This is a genomic window from Pseudomonas sp. GW821-FHT07B01 (assembly GCF_059419065.1).
On the sequence record NZ_JBWKRA010000006.1, the window covers coordinates 82,783 to 97,844 of the forward strand.

The following is a 15,062-nucleotide window of genomic DNA, read 5'->3' on the forward strand; positions in this document are numbered from 1 at the left end:
CGCGACAGTCCCAGAAAAACGGTGTTTCTCCTTTACTGAGCGGCGGAGCCAGGCAATGTCCCCAGACAGCATTTTTTTCACCAATCGCGCAGGCTTGCGTCTGCATTTTCTACGCTGGGGCAAGCCGGGCGGCGTGCCCTTGGTACTGCTGCATGGTTTGCGTGCTTATGCCCAGACCTGGGAGTCGCTGGTAGAAGCGCTGGGCGATGGCTATTGCATCTATGCCCTGGACCAGCGCGGACGCGGGCTGAGTGACTGGGCACCGGCCGCCAGTTATCACACGCAGTCCTATGTGGAAGACTTGCAGGACTTTGTCGCCTATGTCGGCTTGCAGCGGTTCGTGTTGCTGGGTCACTCGCTGGGGGGGCGCCAACGCATTGGAATACGCACGGCAGCACCCGGGGCGCTTGATTGGCCTGATCATCGAAGACATCGGGCCAGGTTCCTCCAGCCAGGGCGACGGTGCGGCGCGCATTCGCCGCGAGATGAACCAGACCCCGTTGCGTTTCGACAACTGGGACGCCGCCCGTGCGTTCTGGCAGGCGTCGCGTCCTGGCTTGTCGGCGCAGGGCCTGGCGTCGCGGCTGGCGCACTCGATGAAGGACAGCGCGGGTACGATCACCTGGCGCCACGATCAACAAGGCATCGCCGAGGCACGCCTGAGCATTGAGCCTACCGATCTGTGGCCGGCGGTACGCGCCCTGGATTGTCCGACGTTGTTCATTCGCGGTATGCGCTCGGACTTTCTGCCGGCGGCGACGCTGCAAGCCATGCGCGACAGCAATGCGCACGTGCGCACGGCCGAAGTCGCGGACGCCAGCCACTATGTGCATGACGACCAGGGTGAGACGTTCAACCGGCTGGTCACCGCATTTCTTGACAGCCTCGCGATCCCCGGCCGATGAAACCGCGGGCGCGCTTGATTGTGCTGCTCTCATCCCTGACGGCCTTCGGGCCATTTTCGATTGATACTTACCTGCCCAGCTTCCCGCAAATCGCCGAGGACCTGTCGACCAGCACCGCGCAGGTGCAACACACCATCAGCGCGTTTCTCGCCGGGCTGTGCCTGGGCATGTTGTGCTACGGTCCGTTGTCCGACCGCTACGGCCGTCGCCCGTTGCTGCTCGGCAGCCTGGTGCTGTACGCGGCTGCGACCCTGGGTTGCCTGTTTGCCGGTAGCGTCGAGCAACTGATTGCCTGGCGCTTTTTCCAGGCGCTCGGCGGCGCGGGTGCGCTGGTGCTGGCGCGCGCCGTCGCCCGGGACAGGGTAGGCCTGGCGGAGGCAGCCAAAGTGCTGTCGTGGATGCACGTTCTGACGATGATGGCGACACTGGTCGCGCCGATGATCGGCACTTGGCTGGTGTTGATCCAGGGTTGGCGCACGATCTTTGCCACCTTGTTCATCCTGTCCAGCCTGTGCCTGCTGCTGGTGGCCCTGACCCTGAAGGAAAATCTGCCGGCGCAGGATCGCGGGGCGTCCGTTGGGGCGGCCTTCGCGGCCTACCTGACCATCGCCCGGCAACCCAGGGCGATGGCGCTGATCCTGTGCATGTCCCTGGGGTTTGGCGGCATGTTCGCCTTCATCACTGCTTCGCCTTTTGTGTACGTCGTGTATTTCGGTGTCTCGCCACGGGTGTTCAGCGCATTGTTCGCCCTGAACATCCTCGGCATCATCCTGGTGACCTTTATCAACGCGCGTTGGGTGGGCCGTTTTGGGCCGCAACGCATGCTCGGCGTGGGGGCGGTGCTGGTGAGCGGGGCAGGGTTGGCGCTGATGCTGGTCGGGTATACCGAATGGGGCGGGCTGACGAGCATCGTGTGTTGCATGGTGCTGTACATGGGCGTGACCGGTTTGATCGGCGCCAATTGCATGGCCAGCCTGATGATGCTGTTTCCGCGCCAGGCCGGTGCGAGCGTGGCGCTGGGGGTTTCGGTGCAATTCGCCACAGGGGCGTTGGCCAGCCTGTGGGTCAGCCATTTGGCTGATGGCAGCGCCTGGCCGATGTGTTGGGTGGTTGGGTGTTGCGGGATGGGCTCGTTGGTCGCTTATTGCGTGACCCTTCGCACACCTGCCCGGGCGGTTGCCGTGACGGCCGTCGTTAAGCAAACGTGAGCCGCAGTTAAAAAGCCAGGATATTCAAATGAAAACTACAAAAATAAATCCGATCGATACAACCTCCGTCTATGTGTGTGCAGGCTTGGTTTCGGGTGCAGGTGCCTTGTTATTGAACGTGCTACCTGTGCTGTTTGGCGCGTTTGCCGAGCGTTTCGGGCTCGGCGAGCACCAACTGGGCAACCTGGCCATGGCCATGAACCTGGGGTTTGGCGCATTCGGGCTGGCGTCCCTGCTGTGGATTCACCGGCTCAGTTGGCGAGTCATATCGGCACTGTCGTCGGCGCTGGTGGTGGGCGCGCTCGTGTTTGTGCTGCGCGATCCTTCCTATGAAGCGCTGCTGGCGATCATGGCTCTGGCGGGCGCCGGTACCGGGGCCTTGTACGCCCTGGCGATGACGATCTTCGGTGACAGTTCGCAGCCTGAACGAGCGTTTGGTTTCAAGCTAGGTATCGAGACCGTGCCGGGCGCCTTCCTGCTCATCGTGCTACCCGTGGCGGTGGCGCCGGTGTGGGGCTTTGAAGGCATGCTGATCACCATCACCATCACCATCACCATCACCATCACCATCACCATCGCCATGGTGGTGATGGGTATCCTTCCGCTGCCTTGGGTGCCGCGCCGTAGCGAGCGACACCTGGAAGCGTCCGGTACCGCCGTGCGGATTGCCAGCGCCGAGAGTCGCACCATCGTATGGTTGAGCCTGGTGGCCAGCCTGGTTTTCCTGACCGGCATCATGTCGGTGTGGGCGTTCCTGGAGCTTATGGGCAAAAAGACCGGCTTGGCCTCCGACACCATCGGCATGGTGCTGGCGCTGGGTTTTCTGATCAATGCCGGCGGCGGCTTCATCGCCTCGGCGATCGGCTTGAGGGTGGGACGCTTCATGCCGGTGGCCGTGATTATCCTCGCCGAGTTACTGGGTCTGGTGGCACTGGCGCAGTTTTCTTCCCTGACGACCTACGTCGTAGGCGTTATTTGCTTTCTCTTTTCGATCGGCTTCGTGCTGGCTTATACCTTCGGCGTCATGGCTGAGTTCGACCTGTCGGGCAAGCTTGTCGCGCTGGGCGCGCTGTGCCTGTCCCTGGGGGCGGCGTTCGGGCCAGCCATCGGTGGGTTGCTGATCGAGGCATTCGGCTACTCGGCGGTGTTGGTGTTCTCGGGCGCCTGTTCGGTGGCGGTGCTGGTCATCTATGGCGCGGCCGTGTTGAGAGCCCAGTGGGCGTTCCAACGCATGCGGGCTTCGGGTACCGCCGTGATGTCCGGGTTGTGAGCGAGTGAAGAGGGGGAACACCCATGCGTGGTCAAGCGTTGTCGATCTGGAACGAATGTGTGCGCGCGACCTGCGGTCGTTTCGACACGCGCTATGACCATTGCCAGAGCCTTTTCATCGGGGAAATGCAACAGACGCTGGTGGGCACCACGGCGGTCGCCCACATTCGCAGCAATGCCAGTGTGATTGCCAAGGCCGCTCGCTCAAGCGGGCGCAGCTCATCGGCCCGGTGTTTTCTTGTGTTGCAACAGCAGGGCTCGATGGTCATTGAGCTGGGCGACAAGGTGCTTGAACTGCACGCAGGTGACCTGGCTTTGCTGGACTTTTCCGGTGCGGTGAAAATGACCCCCAAGGGGTTGTTCGCCCATGTGTCGATCCCGTTGCCGTGTGAGTTGCTCAAGGGGCTGGACCGTAGCCGCTTCGGCAAGCTGTCGACCACGGGGGTGTGTGGCCAACTGCTTGGCACGCTGGTACGACAGGTCGCTGCGGGTGAGCTGGCCCAATGGTCTTGCCCGCAGGATGGTGATGGTCTGCCAAGGGCGCTGGTTGCCTTGCTGGCCTCGGTGTTGGAGTACCGTGCGAGCGACCATTCGCCTGGGTGGCAGCTGCATGAAGTGCAATCCGTCATCCAGCAGCGGCTTGATTCACCCTGGCTGTCGCCGGCGTCGCTGGCCGAAGAGCTGGGCAACTCCAGCCGTCAGCTCTACAGGTTGTTTGAGGCGAGTGGCGACAGTGTCTGCCGCTATATTCTGCGTGAGCGGCTGTTGAAGGCCGCGCAGGACCTTCGCGATCCCGTTTGCGCACAGCGCTCGATCACCGATATCGGCAGCTATTGGGGCTTTGCCGATTCGGCGCATTTTTCCAAGACGTTCAAGAAGCAGACGGGGCTGACACCCAGCAGCTATCGGCGCCGCGGGCACTGAGCCTGGTTACGGCGTGGGAGCAGGCTCCCTCGCCACAGATCCGATGTGGTCAATAGCGGATGATCACGGATTTCAGCTCGGTGTAGTCGTCGATAAACGCACTGCCGAATTCACGCCCCATGCCAGACGCCTTCATCCCGCCAAACGGCACGCTCGGGTCGACAAATGTGTGCATGTTGACCCACACCGTACCCGCCTCGATTCGCGGGATCAGGCGCAAGGCCCTGGACAAGTCGTTGGTCCAGATACTGGCTGTGAGGCCGAACGGGCTGTCGTTCATCAAGGTGACCAGTTCTTCTTCATCGTCGAATGCCAGCACGCATAACACTGGGCCGAAGGTTTCCTCATGCAGCAGCGGATCATCCTTGCCGTTGGCGATGATCAGCGTTGGTTCCACGTAGTAACCGGCACGGTCCACGGCACGCGCACCGCATACCACCTGGTTGCTCTGCAGGGCACGGTCGAAAAAGCCGAGGATCTTGTCGAAGTGCGGCTTGTTCGACAGCGGGCCGAACTGAGCATGTTCATCCAGAGGCGAGCCTATGACCATCTGCGACAACATTGCCGCCATCTTCTGCGTCACCTGCTCGACGATGGAACGGTGCACGAACAAACGCTCGGGGGCCGCGCACACCTGGCCCTGGTGCACATAGGCCGATTGCACGAAGCGCGCTACGGCGTCATCGACATTGGCATCGGCCAGCAGCGCGGCGGCATTCTTGCCGCCCAGCTCCAGGGTGACGCGGGTCAGGTCGGCGGTCATGGCGGCCTTGCCCACCGCGATGCCGGTGGGCACCGAACCGGTGAACGACACCTTGCGCACGGCCTGGTGTTCGATCAACTGCTGGCCCACCTGGCCGCGCCCGTTGACCACGTTGATCACGCCCGGCGCAATTCCCGCCTCGATCGCCAGTTCCGCCAGGTGCAACAGGGACAGCGGTGTGTATTCGCTGGGTTTGAGCACCACCGTGCAGCCGGTGGTCAGCGCGGCGCCCAGTTTCCACACGCCTATCATCAGCGAGAAGTTCCACGGCACGATGGCCGCTACCACGCCCACGGGCTCGCGCAGGGTGTAGGCGCTGTACTGCTCACCCGCCATGGAAGGGAACGACGGGGTCATTGTCTGGCCGCCGATCTTGGTCGCCCAGCCGGCGAAGTAGCGCAGGAACACCGCGCTCTGGCCCACTTCGATATGCCGCGACAGGTTGATCGATTTGCCGGAACTCAGGGTTTCCAATTGCGCCAGTTCTTCGCCGTTGGCTTCTATCAGATCTGCCAGACGGTTGAGCAGCACGCCGCGCTGGTAGGGGGTGACTTGCGCCCAGGCGCCCTTGAAGGCAGCAATGGCGCTGTCGACGGCCAGGTTCACATCCTCGGCCTGGGCGTCACGCAGCTGCGCGACGGTCTCGCCGGTTCCGGGATCGACCACGCCGATGCGCTGGGTGGAGGCGCTGGTGTGCGCGACGCCATCGATGAAGTTGGAATGGTCGCGACCCAGGAAGGCAACGACTGAGGGCAGCAGGGCAATGTGCATGGTGGTGCTCCAATGAAGGATTCGTCGCGCCCGGGGGCGCTCGAAAGACCTTTGCATTAAAAACCGATGCAAGCGTGGCTGCTTGTTCGAGTCTGCCAGGAAATTGGTTATGCCTGACAGGTTGGGCCGCCGCTGACCTAGGGTTCGCCGAGGTTGTCGAACACCGTTTGGAGCATGCGGTTCAGGCGCTGGATCTGCGCTTCGGTCATACCGGTGAAACTGCGCTTGAACAGGTCACCCGTGGCGACCTGGATACGTTCAATCGCCTCGCGCCCTTGTTCGGTGATGCGCACCTGCGTCACGCGGCCGTCGTCCTCGCAGGGCGCGGTGTCCACCAGGCCGTCTTCCTTCATGCGATACACCGTCTTGGTGATGGTCGAGAGCTTGGCGATGGCGTGGGTGGAAATTTCGGAAATGCTCGATTGGCCGTTCTCCTTGAGAATGAACAACACCCGCCAGCGCGGGATATCCAGGCCGATTTTCTTCAGTGCCTTTTCCATGTACTGGCTGTAGCGACCATGCACCATGGCCAGCCAGTAGAACGGGAAATCCTCTTTGTGAAAGTCTTCACTGCCGGGGTCGTAGCGGCCTGCGTGTTTTTTGGGTGCGCTCATGGTCTGCTCATGTCGAGGGCGGCGGCCAATCATAGACTTTTCTCGTGAATTCGGCACGGCTTTTGCCCGGACATCAGTCTGTTTGTGCTGGGGAATTTAGTTGACAATTCACGTAATATTCGGTGAGTGTGAAAAAAAGGAAAGGGCGCATCGGGCGCCCCCATTCCGCATTTCACAGTGAAGGTAACCCGACATGACCCTGGTGATTGAACAGCTTTTCCTTGGCGGCGATGGGCCGACCGTGATGGTCAAGGACACAATTGATCTGGCTGGCCTGCCTACCCGTGCATCGAGCCAGGCCCTTGAGGATGCCGCACCTGCCACGGTCCACGCCGATGTGGTGCAGGCGCTGCTGGAGAAGGGCTGTCGCCTGGTGGGGAAGACCAGCCTGCATGAACTGGCGTTTGGCACCACGGGCATCAATCACTGGACCGGCACTGCGCCCAACCCGCGTTTCCCCGGGCGTATTCCGGGCGGTTCCTCCAGTGGCTCGGCAACTGCCGTGGCGGCCGGGCTGGCAGATTTTTCCCTGGGAACCGACACCGGTGGCTCTGTGCGCATCCCGGCGTGTTGCTGTGGGGTGTTCGGCTTCAAGCCGACGTTCGGGCGGGTCAGCCGCCGTGGCGTAATGCCGGCGCACAGCAGCCTCGACTGCGTCGGTCCGTTTGCCGCGAGCCTGCCGATGCTGGTCACGGCCATGCAGGCGATCGACGCCAGCTTCAAGCCGGTGTCGGCGCCGGACTCGCCGCGCTTGGGGGTCGTGACGGTGCAGGCTGGCGCCGCCGTACAGCGAGTGATCGATGCCGCCATCGCGGTGATCCGTCTACCCGGTGAACGTCTCACGCTGCCCAGCCTCAAAGCGGCCTATGACGCTGGCATGGTGGTAATCAACCGCGAAACGTTCGATGCCTGCGGTCACTTGCTGGGAACCGGCAAGGTGGGCGCCGACATTGCCGCGCGCCTGGCCGCCGCCGGCAATACCACGGCGGCCGCGTTGGCCGAAGCCGAGCGGGTGCGCAGGCAGTTCACGGCCGAAGTCGACGCCGCCTTGCAGCATGTCGATGTGCTGGTACTGCCGACCATGCCTGACTTCCCCTTGACCCTGGCCGAGGCCACTGACACCCAGGCAGTGCTCGGAATGACCGCCTTCGTGCGCCCGTTCAATCTGTCGGGACACCCGGCGCTGAGCATTCCGCTGGCCAGCGCCGAAGGACTTCCAGTGGGCCTGCAACTGGTGGGGGCCAAGGGTGCCGATGAGCAACTGCTGGCCATTGCCGGCCGCCTGCTCGAGCGTCTGTATGCCGGGCTAGAGGTCTGAAATGAACGCAACCATCCCGCGAGCGGACCTGGAGCGACGCCTGCGCCGTTTTGAAATCGAAGCCAGCGCCCGTGCCTGCATGAACCGCTATATGGTGCTGTGTGATGCGCTCGATGCACGCACGCCACTCCTCGAACTGGCCGGTCTGTTCACCCTTGATGCCGTGTGGGAGGGCAAAGGCGCGAAGTACGCCCACAGCTTCGGTGGCTATCGTGGACGCGAAGCGATTACCGCGATGTTCGCCGGTTACATGAGAACCCCGGCGCACTTTGCCCTCAACGTGCACTTCCTCACCAGCGAGCTGATCGAGGTGCAGGACGATACCGTGCTCGGCAGTTGGGTGATGTTGCAGACGTCCACCTTCGCCAGCGGCGCCTCCCACCTTAACGCCGCGCGCCTGAACGTGCGCTTTGCCGAGGAAGACGGGCAGTGGCGCATGGCGCACTTCCAGACTGAAAACCTGTTCAGCCGCCCGGTTGAGGCATGGAACAGCGACGCCGAGTTACCGGTGCCTCGCCAATAGCGCTCACTTCCCCCATCCGTTTTGCACGCTCCCGCGATTGCCCGACAAGGGCGGTCGCGCCGTGCGCGTAGCCCCTGGAGATTGCCTTGAAACTGTTCGAATTGTTGACCTTTACCCTACGTGTTCGCACCGTGCCTCAAGCCTTGCCGCGTCTGGAGCGGAGCTTGCGCGAGGCGGGCGAGGGCGTGCATTTGATGGGCTGTTGGGTGTCGGAAATCGGCCAGCAGAATCGCATCGCGGTCCTGCGCGGGTTCGACGATGGCGGCGCTCGCGAACGGTATCTACTGGCGGCCGATGGGTTTGCGATTGGCGAATTTCTGCTTGACCAGCAGGTGGACGATTACAGCGCCTTCGCCTTCGTAGAGCCGTTGCCTCCCGGGGCTCACGGCCCGTTCTACGAATTGCGCGAATACAACCTGGTACCCAGCGGGTTGGCACCGACGTTGCGCGGTTGGTGCAAGTCCATAGAGCGTCGCACCAGGACGGATTATTCCCGGGTATACGCCGCGTTCTATGCCACCAGCGGGCAGATTCCGCGTTATCTGCATATCTGGCCCTACAGCTCGCTGGAGCAGCGCCTTGAAGTACGTACTCGCGCCGTGGTCGACGGCGCCTGGCCACCTGAAGATTCGGCGCCGCAGCTCAAGCAGATGCATTCCACGGTTTACCTGCCGGCGCCGTTCTCACCATTGCGCTGAAAGCGTTACGAAAAAAACATCATATTTTCCGATAATCGCACAATAATTTTTTGAGTGATCCTCAAAGCATAAAGATATATCTAAACGCATTTAAACCAATTAAAACAGCTACTTAAATATTTTTATTCTGGATTTGTCACTGAATTATTACGTGATTAGTGTTGTTTTTAATCGCGACAAATCAATTGACAATTCACGTAATCGAGCTCAGAGTCACCCCAACGGCACCCACAAAAACAAAGGTAACCACTATGCCGATCCATCGCCCCCGTTCCGTCTCCCGTCCCAGCTCGACACTGCCTTCCTGCTCAGCCCAATACCGTTCCTGACAACGGAGTAAATGTATGCATTCGCTAAAAAAACCAGCGGTCGATACAGTGAGCTCGCTTGCCAGCGGCCCGACCTTCGACGCCTTGCTTGTCGATGTGCGTGAGCGTGCCAGGGCCGGTGAATTCGACCGCCAGCGTCACATCTCGCGGGATGTGATCGAGTCCTTCAAACAGCACGGCGTTTACCGGGCGCTGGTGCCCAAGCGCTTCGGTGGCCTGGAGTGTTCGCCGGCCGAGTTCTGCCAGTTGATCGAGCGTATTGCCCAGGCCGATGGTTCTGCCGGCTGGGTTGCCAGCTTCGGCATGAGCCCGGTTTACCTTGCCGCACTGCCGCTGGACAGCATCGCCAAGGTGTATGCCGATGGTCCTGACCGGGTATTCGCCGGTGGCATCTTTCCGCCGCAACCGGCGGAAGTGGTCGAAGGCGGCTTTGTGGTCAATGGTCGTTGGAAATACTCCAGCGGCTCCCTGGGCGCCGACATTGTCGGCGTCGGTATCGCCCCGAAGAACGGCGACACCTTCGGCCTGCCACGCATTGCAGTGATGCCGCGCAGTGAGATCCGCATCGACGAAACCTGGGATACCGTCGGCCTGCTCGGCACCGGCAGCCATGACTTGGTGGTGGAAAACGTGCGGGTCTGCGAGGAGTGGACCTTCGTGCGCGGCGGCCTGCCGAGCCTGGACGAGCCGTTCTTTCGCTACCCGTCGCTGTCGTTCGCCACCCAAGTGCTGTCGGTCGTCGGCCTTGGCGTCGCCCGCGCGGCACTGGATGCCCTTTCGGACATGGCCAGCGGGCGCGTCTCGGTCACCGGCGCCCCGGCGATTGCCGACCGGCCCCTGGCCCAGGTCGATATTGCCCGGGCAGAAGCCGAGCTGCGAGCCGCGCGGGCGTTTTTCTACGAGTCCATCGACCGCGCCTGGAACTACGTACTGGCCGGCGATGCGGTGCCGGTGGCCGCAACCAACCTGCTGCGCCTGTCGTCGACCCATGCCACCCGCGTCGCTGCCGATGTGGCGCGCACCGCGCAGATGCTCTCGGGCATGAGCGGTGTGTACAACGACAGCCCGCTGGCACGCTGCGTCAACGACGCCCAGGTGGTGACCCAGCACGCTTTCATGGGCGACATCACCTATCAAAATGCCGGAGCCATGTTCTTCGGCAAACAGCCTTTGCCTGGCTACCTCTAACCGTCGAGGAAATGAAATGAGCGATAAAAAGACCTTGCGCGTGCTGTTCTGCATGGGCATCAACCAGAATTTTTTCGATGCCCCGCGCGATGAACAATTGCAGGTGTGGGCAGCGTTCAGTGCAATGTGGAACGGTATCCACGACCTGGCCGGGGTCAAGGTGCTGGGCAATATGGATGACGACCAGAGCATGGTCGGGCCGTCCGATGGCTTCCCCTGGACCACCTACCTGTTGGCCGACGTGCCGGATATCGAGACCGTGCATGCCGCGTGCAACCTGTTTCGTAGCACCCCGGTGGGCGATGGCCCTTACAAGCTGTGGCGCTACACCAAGGTTGAAGCCCGGGTTGGGCGCGAGCTGATCATTCAGCGTACTTGATGCCGACGAGGATACTTCCATGAGCAAGCTGATTCCCGCTGTAAACCTCGCCGTCGACCCCGCTGAACGGGTGCAGGCCGATCGCGTCCACACCTCGATGTATACCGATGCGCAACTGTTCGACGCCGAGCTGGAGAAGATTTTCTATAGCACCTGGATCTGGGTCGCCCACGAAAGCGAGATCCCCGACAACGGCAGCTACAAGACCACCTATATAGGCAAGCAGCCGGTGATCGTGGTGCGTGACCGCAAGAAAGACGTGCACGTGCTGCTCAACCGTTGTCGCCACCGTGGCGCCACCGTGTGCGAACACAAAAAAGGCAAGACCAACAGCTTCGTCTGCCCTTACCACGGCTGGGGCTACGCGCTCGACGGCTCACTGCGTGGCATCCCACACCCGGAAAGCTACGGCGACTGCATCGACAAGGCCGAGCTGCCGCTGGTCAGCCTGCGTACCGAAAGCTACGCCGGCATGATCTTCGCCACCTTCAAGGACGACATTGAGCCGCTGGAAGACTACCTCGGTGCGGCGAAAAAATGGATGGACCTGTTCATGAAGCAGGGCGCCGGTTATGGCATCAAGGTGCCGGGCGAGCACCGTTTCCGCTTCCCCGGCAACTGGAAGATCCAGCTGGAAAACACCACCGACGCTTACCACTTCCCGTTGGTGCACAAGAGTTTTCTGTCGTCGGTGGATGAGCAGACCCTGGCGCTGTTCGACTTCGTCAAAGGACCTGGCTACGTCGAGGACCTGGGCAACGGCCACAGCGTGATGGTGATGATTCCCGACTTGATCGACCTCGAAGCCGACCTGGAAAAGCCGATTCCCGAGCGCTTCGAAGGGCTGGCCGCCGAGCTGCGTGACGAGGGCATCGAGGAGCAGCAGGTGCGCCGGATCGTGCGTGCGGTCGGCGGCACCGGCTTCAACCTCAACCTGTTCCCCAACGTTGCATGCTCGATGGCGTTTTTCCGGGTGCTGCAGCCGATCTCGGTGACCGAGACCGAAATCCACCACTCGGTGATCACCATGGACGGCGGGCCGGCCGTGGCCAACCGCTATCGACTGCGCCTGCATGAGCACTTCCAGGGGCCGATGGGCTTCGGCACGCCGGACGATTCCGAGGCCTGGGAGCGGGTACAGAAGGGCGCCAACGCTGGTGAAGATCTATGGATCATGCTCAACCGCGGCTTGCCCGGCGAGCAGGCCAGCGCAGACGGGCTGGTATCCGACGTGAGTGCCGAAACCGGTATGCGCGCCGCCTATCAGCAGTGGAACAAGATGATGTCGGCCTGATCCGTGGAGAACCTTATGAACCTGCAATTACTGCAAGAAGTGACCGCTTTCATCTGGCAGGAAGGCGACATGCTCGACCACGGAGAATACGACGGCTGGTTGAAGATGTGGACCGAGAAGGGCACCTACATCATTCCCATCGACCCCAAGGAAACCGACTTCGAGAACACCCTCAACTACGCCTACGACGACCATCATATGCGTGAACTGCGGGTGCAGCGCCTGACCGGCGGCGAATCGATCTCCACCAGCCCGCAACCGCGAACGGTGCGCATGCAGTCGCGGTTCCGGGTGTTGGCCGATGACGGCGTGCAGGTGACTGTGCGCTGCGCGCAGAACATCCGTGAGTTCCGCAAGGAAAACCTGAAGTTCTACAGCGCCGACCTTACCTACCAACTGATCCGCAGCGAGGGTGGTTTCAAGATCCAGCGCAAAGTGGTCAGCCTGATCAACAGTGACGATGCCCTTGCCGGTATCGGCTACATCCTTTGAGGCGCGCCGAAATGAGCCATATCGCATTGGTGACGGGCGCGGGGCAGGGGCTGGGGCAGCATTTCTGCGCCAGCCTCCTGCGGGCCGGGTACTCGGTGGCGATCACCGACCTCAACCTTGAAGCCGCACAGGCGTGCGCCCACCAGTTGGACCCGGGCGGCGAGCGCACGTTTGCGCTGCAACTGGACGCCGGGAGCAAAGCCGATTTCGAAGCGGGCCTGGACCAGGTGCTGGTGCGCTTCGGCGCGCTGCACGTGGTGGTCAATAACGCTGCCGTCACCAAGACCACACCGCTGATGCAGATCAGCCCCGAGGAATTCGACGCCGTGGTGGGTCTGAACCTGCGCAGCGTGTTCCTCGGCTGCCAGGTGCTGGGCGCGTACATGGCCGAAACCGGCTATGGGCGGATCATCAACATGGCGTCCCTGGCCGGCCAGAACGGCGGTACTGCGACCGGCGCACACTATGCCGCGAGCAAGGGCGGCATCGTGACGCTGACCAAGATCTTCGCCAAGGAGTTTGCCGCCCGCGGGGTGACGGTCAATGCCATTGCCCCTGGCCCTATCGAGTCGGCGGCGGTGCGCGCAGCCATACCGGTCGAACGCCTGCCGGGACTGCTCGCCAATATCCCGGTGCAGCGCCTGGGAGATGCAGATTTTCTCGGTGACCTAATTGTGCAGTTGGCCCGGCCCGACGCCTATTTCACTACCGGGGCGACGTGGGATGTGAATGGCGGCCTGTTCATGCGCTGACTGATAGCGACCGTCACGGCGGCCTTTGCCCATTACATGGAATAACGGCTATGACTGAAGAACTGTTGGACGTAGTCGTGCGCAAGCGCGAGATGCAAGGGGACGGCGTTGTTGTCTTGGACCTGACACGTCGCGACGGCGCGCCGTTGCCGGTGTTCGACGCCGGTGCGCACGTGGATATTCATATCGGGCCTGGGCTGGTGCGCCAGTACTCGCTGTGCAGCAATCCTGCCGACTCCAGCCTGTACCGCCTGGGCGTGCTTCGGGACCCGGCCTCGCGTGGCGGATCGGTCGGCGTGCACGACACTCTGCTCGAAGGGCGCGAGTTGCAGATTAGCGTGCCGCGCAATCTATTCCCGCTGGCGACCGAGGCCCGGCATTCGGTGCTGCTGGGTGGCGGAATTGGCGTCACGCCGATGATCGCCATGGCCTATGCGCTACACGCCGCCGGCAAAACCTTCGAGCTGCATTACTGCGGGCGTGAGCGTAGACGCAGTGCGTTCCTGGCGGAACTGGCGAGTGCACCGTTCGCCGCGCACGTGTTCACCCACTTCGATGATGAGGGGGCCGATCAGAAGCTCGACCTGCCCAAGGTGTTGGGCAAGGGCATGGTCGGTGTGCACATGTATACCTGCGGTCCCGCGGGTTTCATGGATTGGGTAATTCACGGCGCCCGCGACCAAGGCTACAGCGAGGCGCACATCCACAAGGAATATTTCCAGGTGGAAGTGGACAGCTCGGGGGGCTGCTTCGAAGTGGTAGCGGCCCGCAGCGGCAAGACCGTGCAGGTGGCAGAAGGGCAGAGTATTTTCGCCGCACTGGCGCAGGTCGGTATCAAGATAGAGATTTCGTGCGAGCTAGGTGTGTGCGGTACGTGCCTGTGCGATGTGCTAGAAGGCGAGCCGGACCATCGGGACGTGTACCTCACGGACGATGAAAAAGCCAGCAATGACCAAATTCTAGTGTGTTGTTCACGAGCCAAATCCAAGAAACTTGTGCTAGATATCTAAGGGGAACAATCATGGTAGACGTAGGCAGTTTTCGTAATGCAATGGCCATGTTAGGCGGTGCCGTGTCGGTCATTACCACCGATGGCGTGGCAGGCCGGTTCGGTTTTACTGCCTCGGCGGTCTGCAGCGTGACCGATTCACCGCCTACCCTGTTGGTATGCATGAACCGTTCCTCTCATTCCAACGAGCATTTCAAGCGTAACGGCACAGTGTGCGTGAACACGCTATGCGGCGATCATCAGCATTTATCCGGTGCCTTTTCCGACCGCGCATTGAGCATGGATGAGCGCTTTACCGTCACAGACTGGACCACGCTTGAAAGTGGTGCGCCGGTAATGCTGCAAGCGCTGGTCAATTTCGACTGCCGGATCGTACAGGTCCATGAAGTGGGCTCCCACAGTATTTTTTACTGTGAGGTCCAAACTATTCGCCAAAGCGGCGTGGGCGAGGGACTGGTTTATTTCAATCGTGCTTACCACCGCTTGGGGGAGGCTTCGAAGGTCTGCGGAGCATCGGAGATGCCCAGCGCGGACCGGCGGTAAAACCCGTTTAATATCGTATAGCTCTGGCCAGGGAGGGTGCCTACTAGTGTTGGCACCGATTCCGATTTCAGATGGCCATTGAG

At 61.6% G+C, this 15,062-nt stretch carries 15 protein-coding genes and 1 pseudogene; 14 read left to right on the forward strand and 2 right to left on the reverse strand.

Translation table 11 applies throughout. From position 1 onward, the window contains the following. Positions 1-55: 55 nt before the first annotated feature. The 4 genes and pseudogenes from AC07S6_RS09085 to feaR all read left to right on the forward strand — a co-directional run bounded on the left by AC07S6_RS09085 (position 56) and on the right by feaR (position 4,306). Positions 56-905: pseudogene (locus tag AC07S6_RS09085) on the forward strand (alpha/beta fold hydrolase). Beyond that, entirely contained in the window at positions 902-2,113 is a 1,212-nt protein-coding gene (locus tag AC07S6_RS09090) for a Bcr/CflA family multidrug efflux MFS transporter (RefSeq protein ID WP_495112146.1), read from the forward strand. Before AC07S6_RS09085 ends, AC07S6_RS09090 begins: the two are co-directional and overlap by 4 nt. Before the next feature lie 118 nt (positions 2,114-2,231). Continuing rightward, on the forward strand, positions 2,232-3,383 hold the full coding sequence (locus AC07S6_RS09095) for an MFS transporter (RefSeq protein WP_495112214.1): 1,152 nt from the start codon (positions 2,232-2,234) through the stop codon (positions 3,381-3,383). Positions 3,384-3,406: 23 nt separating this feature from the next. Next, on the forward strand, positions 3,407-4,306 hold the full coding sequence (gene feaR / locus AC07S6_RS09100; protein ID WP_495112147.1) for a transcriptional regulator FeaR: 900 nt from the start codon (positions 3,407-3,409) through the stop codon (positions 4,304-4,306). Between the two features lie 49 nt (positions 4,307-4,355). Here the strand turns inward: feaR and AC07S6_RS09105 are convergent, their stop codons facing one another. Continuing rightward, the gene (locus AC07S6_RS09105; protein ID WP_495112148.1) at positions 4,356-5,840 is read right to left on the reverse strand and encodes an aldehyde dehydrogenase family protein; all 1,485 of its coding nucleotides are present in this window, start codon (positions 5,838-5,840) and stop codon (positions 4,356-4,358) included. 137 nt (positions 5,841-5,977) lie between these two features. Further along, positions 5,978-6,454, reverse strand: coding sequence for a MarR family winged helix-turn-helix transcriptional regulator (locus AC07S6_RS09110; protein WP_495112149.1), 477 nt, complete (start codon positions 6,452-6,454; stop codon positions 5,978-5,980). Positions 6,455-6,647: 193 nt separating this feature from the next. Here AC07S6_RS09110 and AC07S6_RS09115 point away from each other — a divergent pair, with 193 nt between their 5' ends. From AC07S6_RS09115 to AC07S6_RS09160, 10 genes are all read left to right on the forward strand, one after another. Beyond that, the gene (locus AC07S6_RS09115) at positions 6,648-7,772 is read left to right on the forward strand and encodes an amidase (RefSeq protein WP_495112150.1); all 1,125 of its coding nucleotides are present in this window, start codon (positions 6,648-6,650) and stop codon (positions 7,770-7,772) included. A 1-nt stretch (position 7,773) separates the two neighbouring features. Further along, positions 7,774-8,295: a nuclear transport factor 2 family protein gene (locus AC07S6_RS09120; RefSeq protein ID WP_495112151.1), complete on the forward strand. Its 522-nt coding sequence runs from the start codon at positions 7,774-7,776 to the stop codon at positions 8,293-8,295. 86 nt (positions 8,296-8,381) lie between these two features. Next, entirely contained in the window at positions 8,382-8,993 is a 612-nt protein-coding gene (locus tag AC07S6_RS09125; protein WP_184742173.1) for an NIPSNAP family protein, read from the forward strand. 344 nt (positions 8,994-9,337) lie between these two features. Then, the gene (gene iacA, locus AC07S6_RS09130; protein ID WP_495112152.1) at positions 9,338-10,510 is read left to right on the forward strand and encodes an indole-3-acetate monooxygenase; all 1,173 of its coding nucleotides are present in this window, start codon (positions 9,338-9,340) and stop codon (positions 10,508-10,510) included. Positions 10,511-10,526: 16 nt separating this feature from the next. Continuing rightward, positions 10,527-10,889, forward strand: a complete 363-nt coding sequence (locus AC07S6_RS09135; RefSeq protein WP_017528258.1) for a hypothetical protein — start codon at positions 10,527-10,529, stop codon at positions 10,887-10,889. Positions 10,890-10,908: 19 nt separating this feature from the next. After that, a complete protein-coding gene (locus AC07S6_RS09140; protein ID WP_495112153.1) occupies positions 10,909-12,183 on the forward strand; it encodes an aromatic ring-hydroxylating oxygenase subunit alpha in 1,275 nt (424 codons plus the stop codon). Between the two features lie 15 nt (positions 12,184-12,198). After that, on the forward strand, positions 12,199-12,675 hold the full coding sequence (locus tag AC07S6_RS09145) for an aromatic-ring-hydroxylating dioxygenase subunit beta (RefSeq protein ID WP_281111721.1): 477 nt from the start codon (positions 12,199-12,201) through the stop codon (positions 12,673-12,675). Between the two features lie 11 nt (positions 12,676-12,686). After that, positions 12,687-13,427, forward strand: coding sequence for an SDR family NAD(P)-dependent oxidoreductase (locus AC07S6_RS09150; protein ID WP_281111720.1), 741 nt, complete (start codon positions 12,687-12,689; stop codon positions 13,425-13,427). 50 nt (positions 13,428-13,477) lie between these two features. Then, positions 13,478-14,437, forward strand: coding sequence for a PDR/VanB family oxidoreductase (locus tag AC07S6_RS09155; RefSeq protein ID WP_495112154.1), 960 nt, complete (start codon positions 13,478-13,480; stop codon positions 14,435-14,437). Between the two features lie 11 nt (positions 14,438-14,448). After that, positions 14,449-14,979 (forward strand): flavin reductase, encoded by a 531-nt coding sequence (locus tag AC07S6_RS09160; protein WP_495112155.1) that lies wholly within the window; start codon positions 14,449-14,451, stop codon positions 14,977-14,979. Positions 14,980-15,062: the final 83 nt, after the last annotated feature.

What these genes read in the sequence shown, in the direction of transcription:
- AC07S6_RS09090 (WP_495112146.1), top strand. Translation starts at nt 902, where the DNA reads ATGAAACCGCGGGCGCGCTTGATTGTGCTGCTCTCATCCCTGACGGCC.
- feaR (WP_495112147.1), top strand. Translation starts at nt 3,407, where the DNA reads ATGCGTGGTCAAGCGTTGTCGATCTGGAACGAATGTGTGCGCGCGACC.
- AC07S6_RS09105 (WP_495112148.1), bottom strand. Translation starts at nt 5,840, where the DNA reads ATGCACATTGCCCTGCTGCCCTCAGTCGTTGCCTTCCTGGGTCGCGAC.
- AC07S6_RS09110 (WP_495112149.1), bottom strand. Translation starts at nt 6,454, where the DNA reads ATGAGCGCACCCAAAAAACACGCAGGCCGCTACGACCCCGGCAGTGAA.
- AC07S6_RS09115 (WP_495112150.1), top strand. Translation starts at nt 6,648, where the DNA reads ATGACCCTGGTGATTGAACAGCTTTTCCTTGGCGGCGATGGGCCGACC.
- AC07S6_RS09120 (WP_495112151.1), top strand. Translation starts at nt 7,774, where the DNA reads ATGAACGCAACCATCCCGCGAGCGGACCTGGAGCGACGCCTGCGCCGT.
- iacA (WP_495112152.1), top strand. Translation starts at nt 9,338, where the DNA reads ATGCATTCGCTAAAAAAACCAGCGGTCGATACAGTGAGCTCGCTTGCC.
- AC07S6_RS09135 (WP_017528258.1), top strand. Translation starts at nt 10,527, where the DNA reads ATGAGCGATAAAAAGACCTTGCGCGTGCTGTTCTGCATGGGCATCAAC.
- AC07S6_RS09140 (WP_495112153.1), top strand. Translation starts at nt 10,909, where the DNA reads ATGAGCAAGCTGATTCCCGCTGTAAACCTCGCCGTCGACCCCGCTGAA.
- AC07S6_RS09145 (WP_281111721.1), top strand. Translation starts at nt 12,199, where the DNA reads ATGAACCTGCAATTACTGCAAGAAGTGACCGCTTTCATCTGGCAGGAA.
- AC07S6_RS09150 (WP_281111720.1), top strand. Translation starts at nt 12,687, where the DNA reads ATGAGCCATATCGCATTGGTGACGGGCGCGGGGCAGGGGCTGGGGCAG.
- AC07S6_RS09155 (WP_495112154.1), top strand. Translation starts at nt 13,478, where the DNA reads ATGACTGAAGAACTGTTGGACGTAGTCGTGCGCAAGCGCGAGATGCAA.
- AC07S6_RS09160 (WP_495112155.1), top strand. Translation starts at nt 14,449, where the DNA reads ATGGTAGACGTAGGCAGTTTTCGTAATGCAATGGCCATGTTAGGCGGT.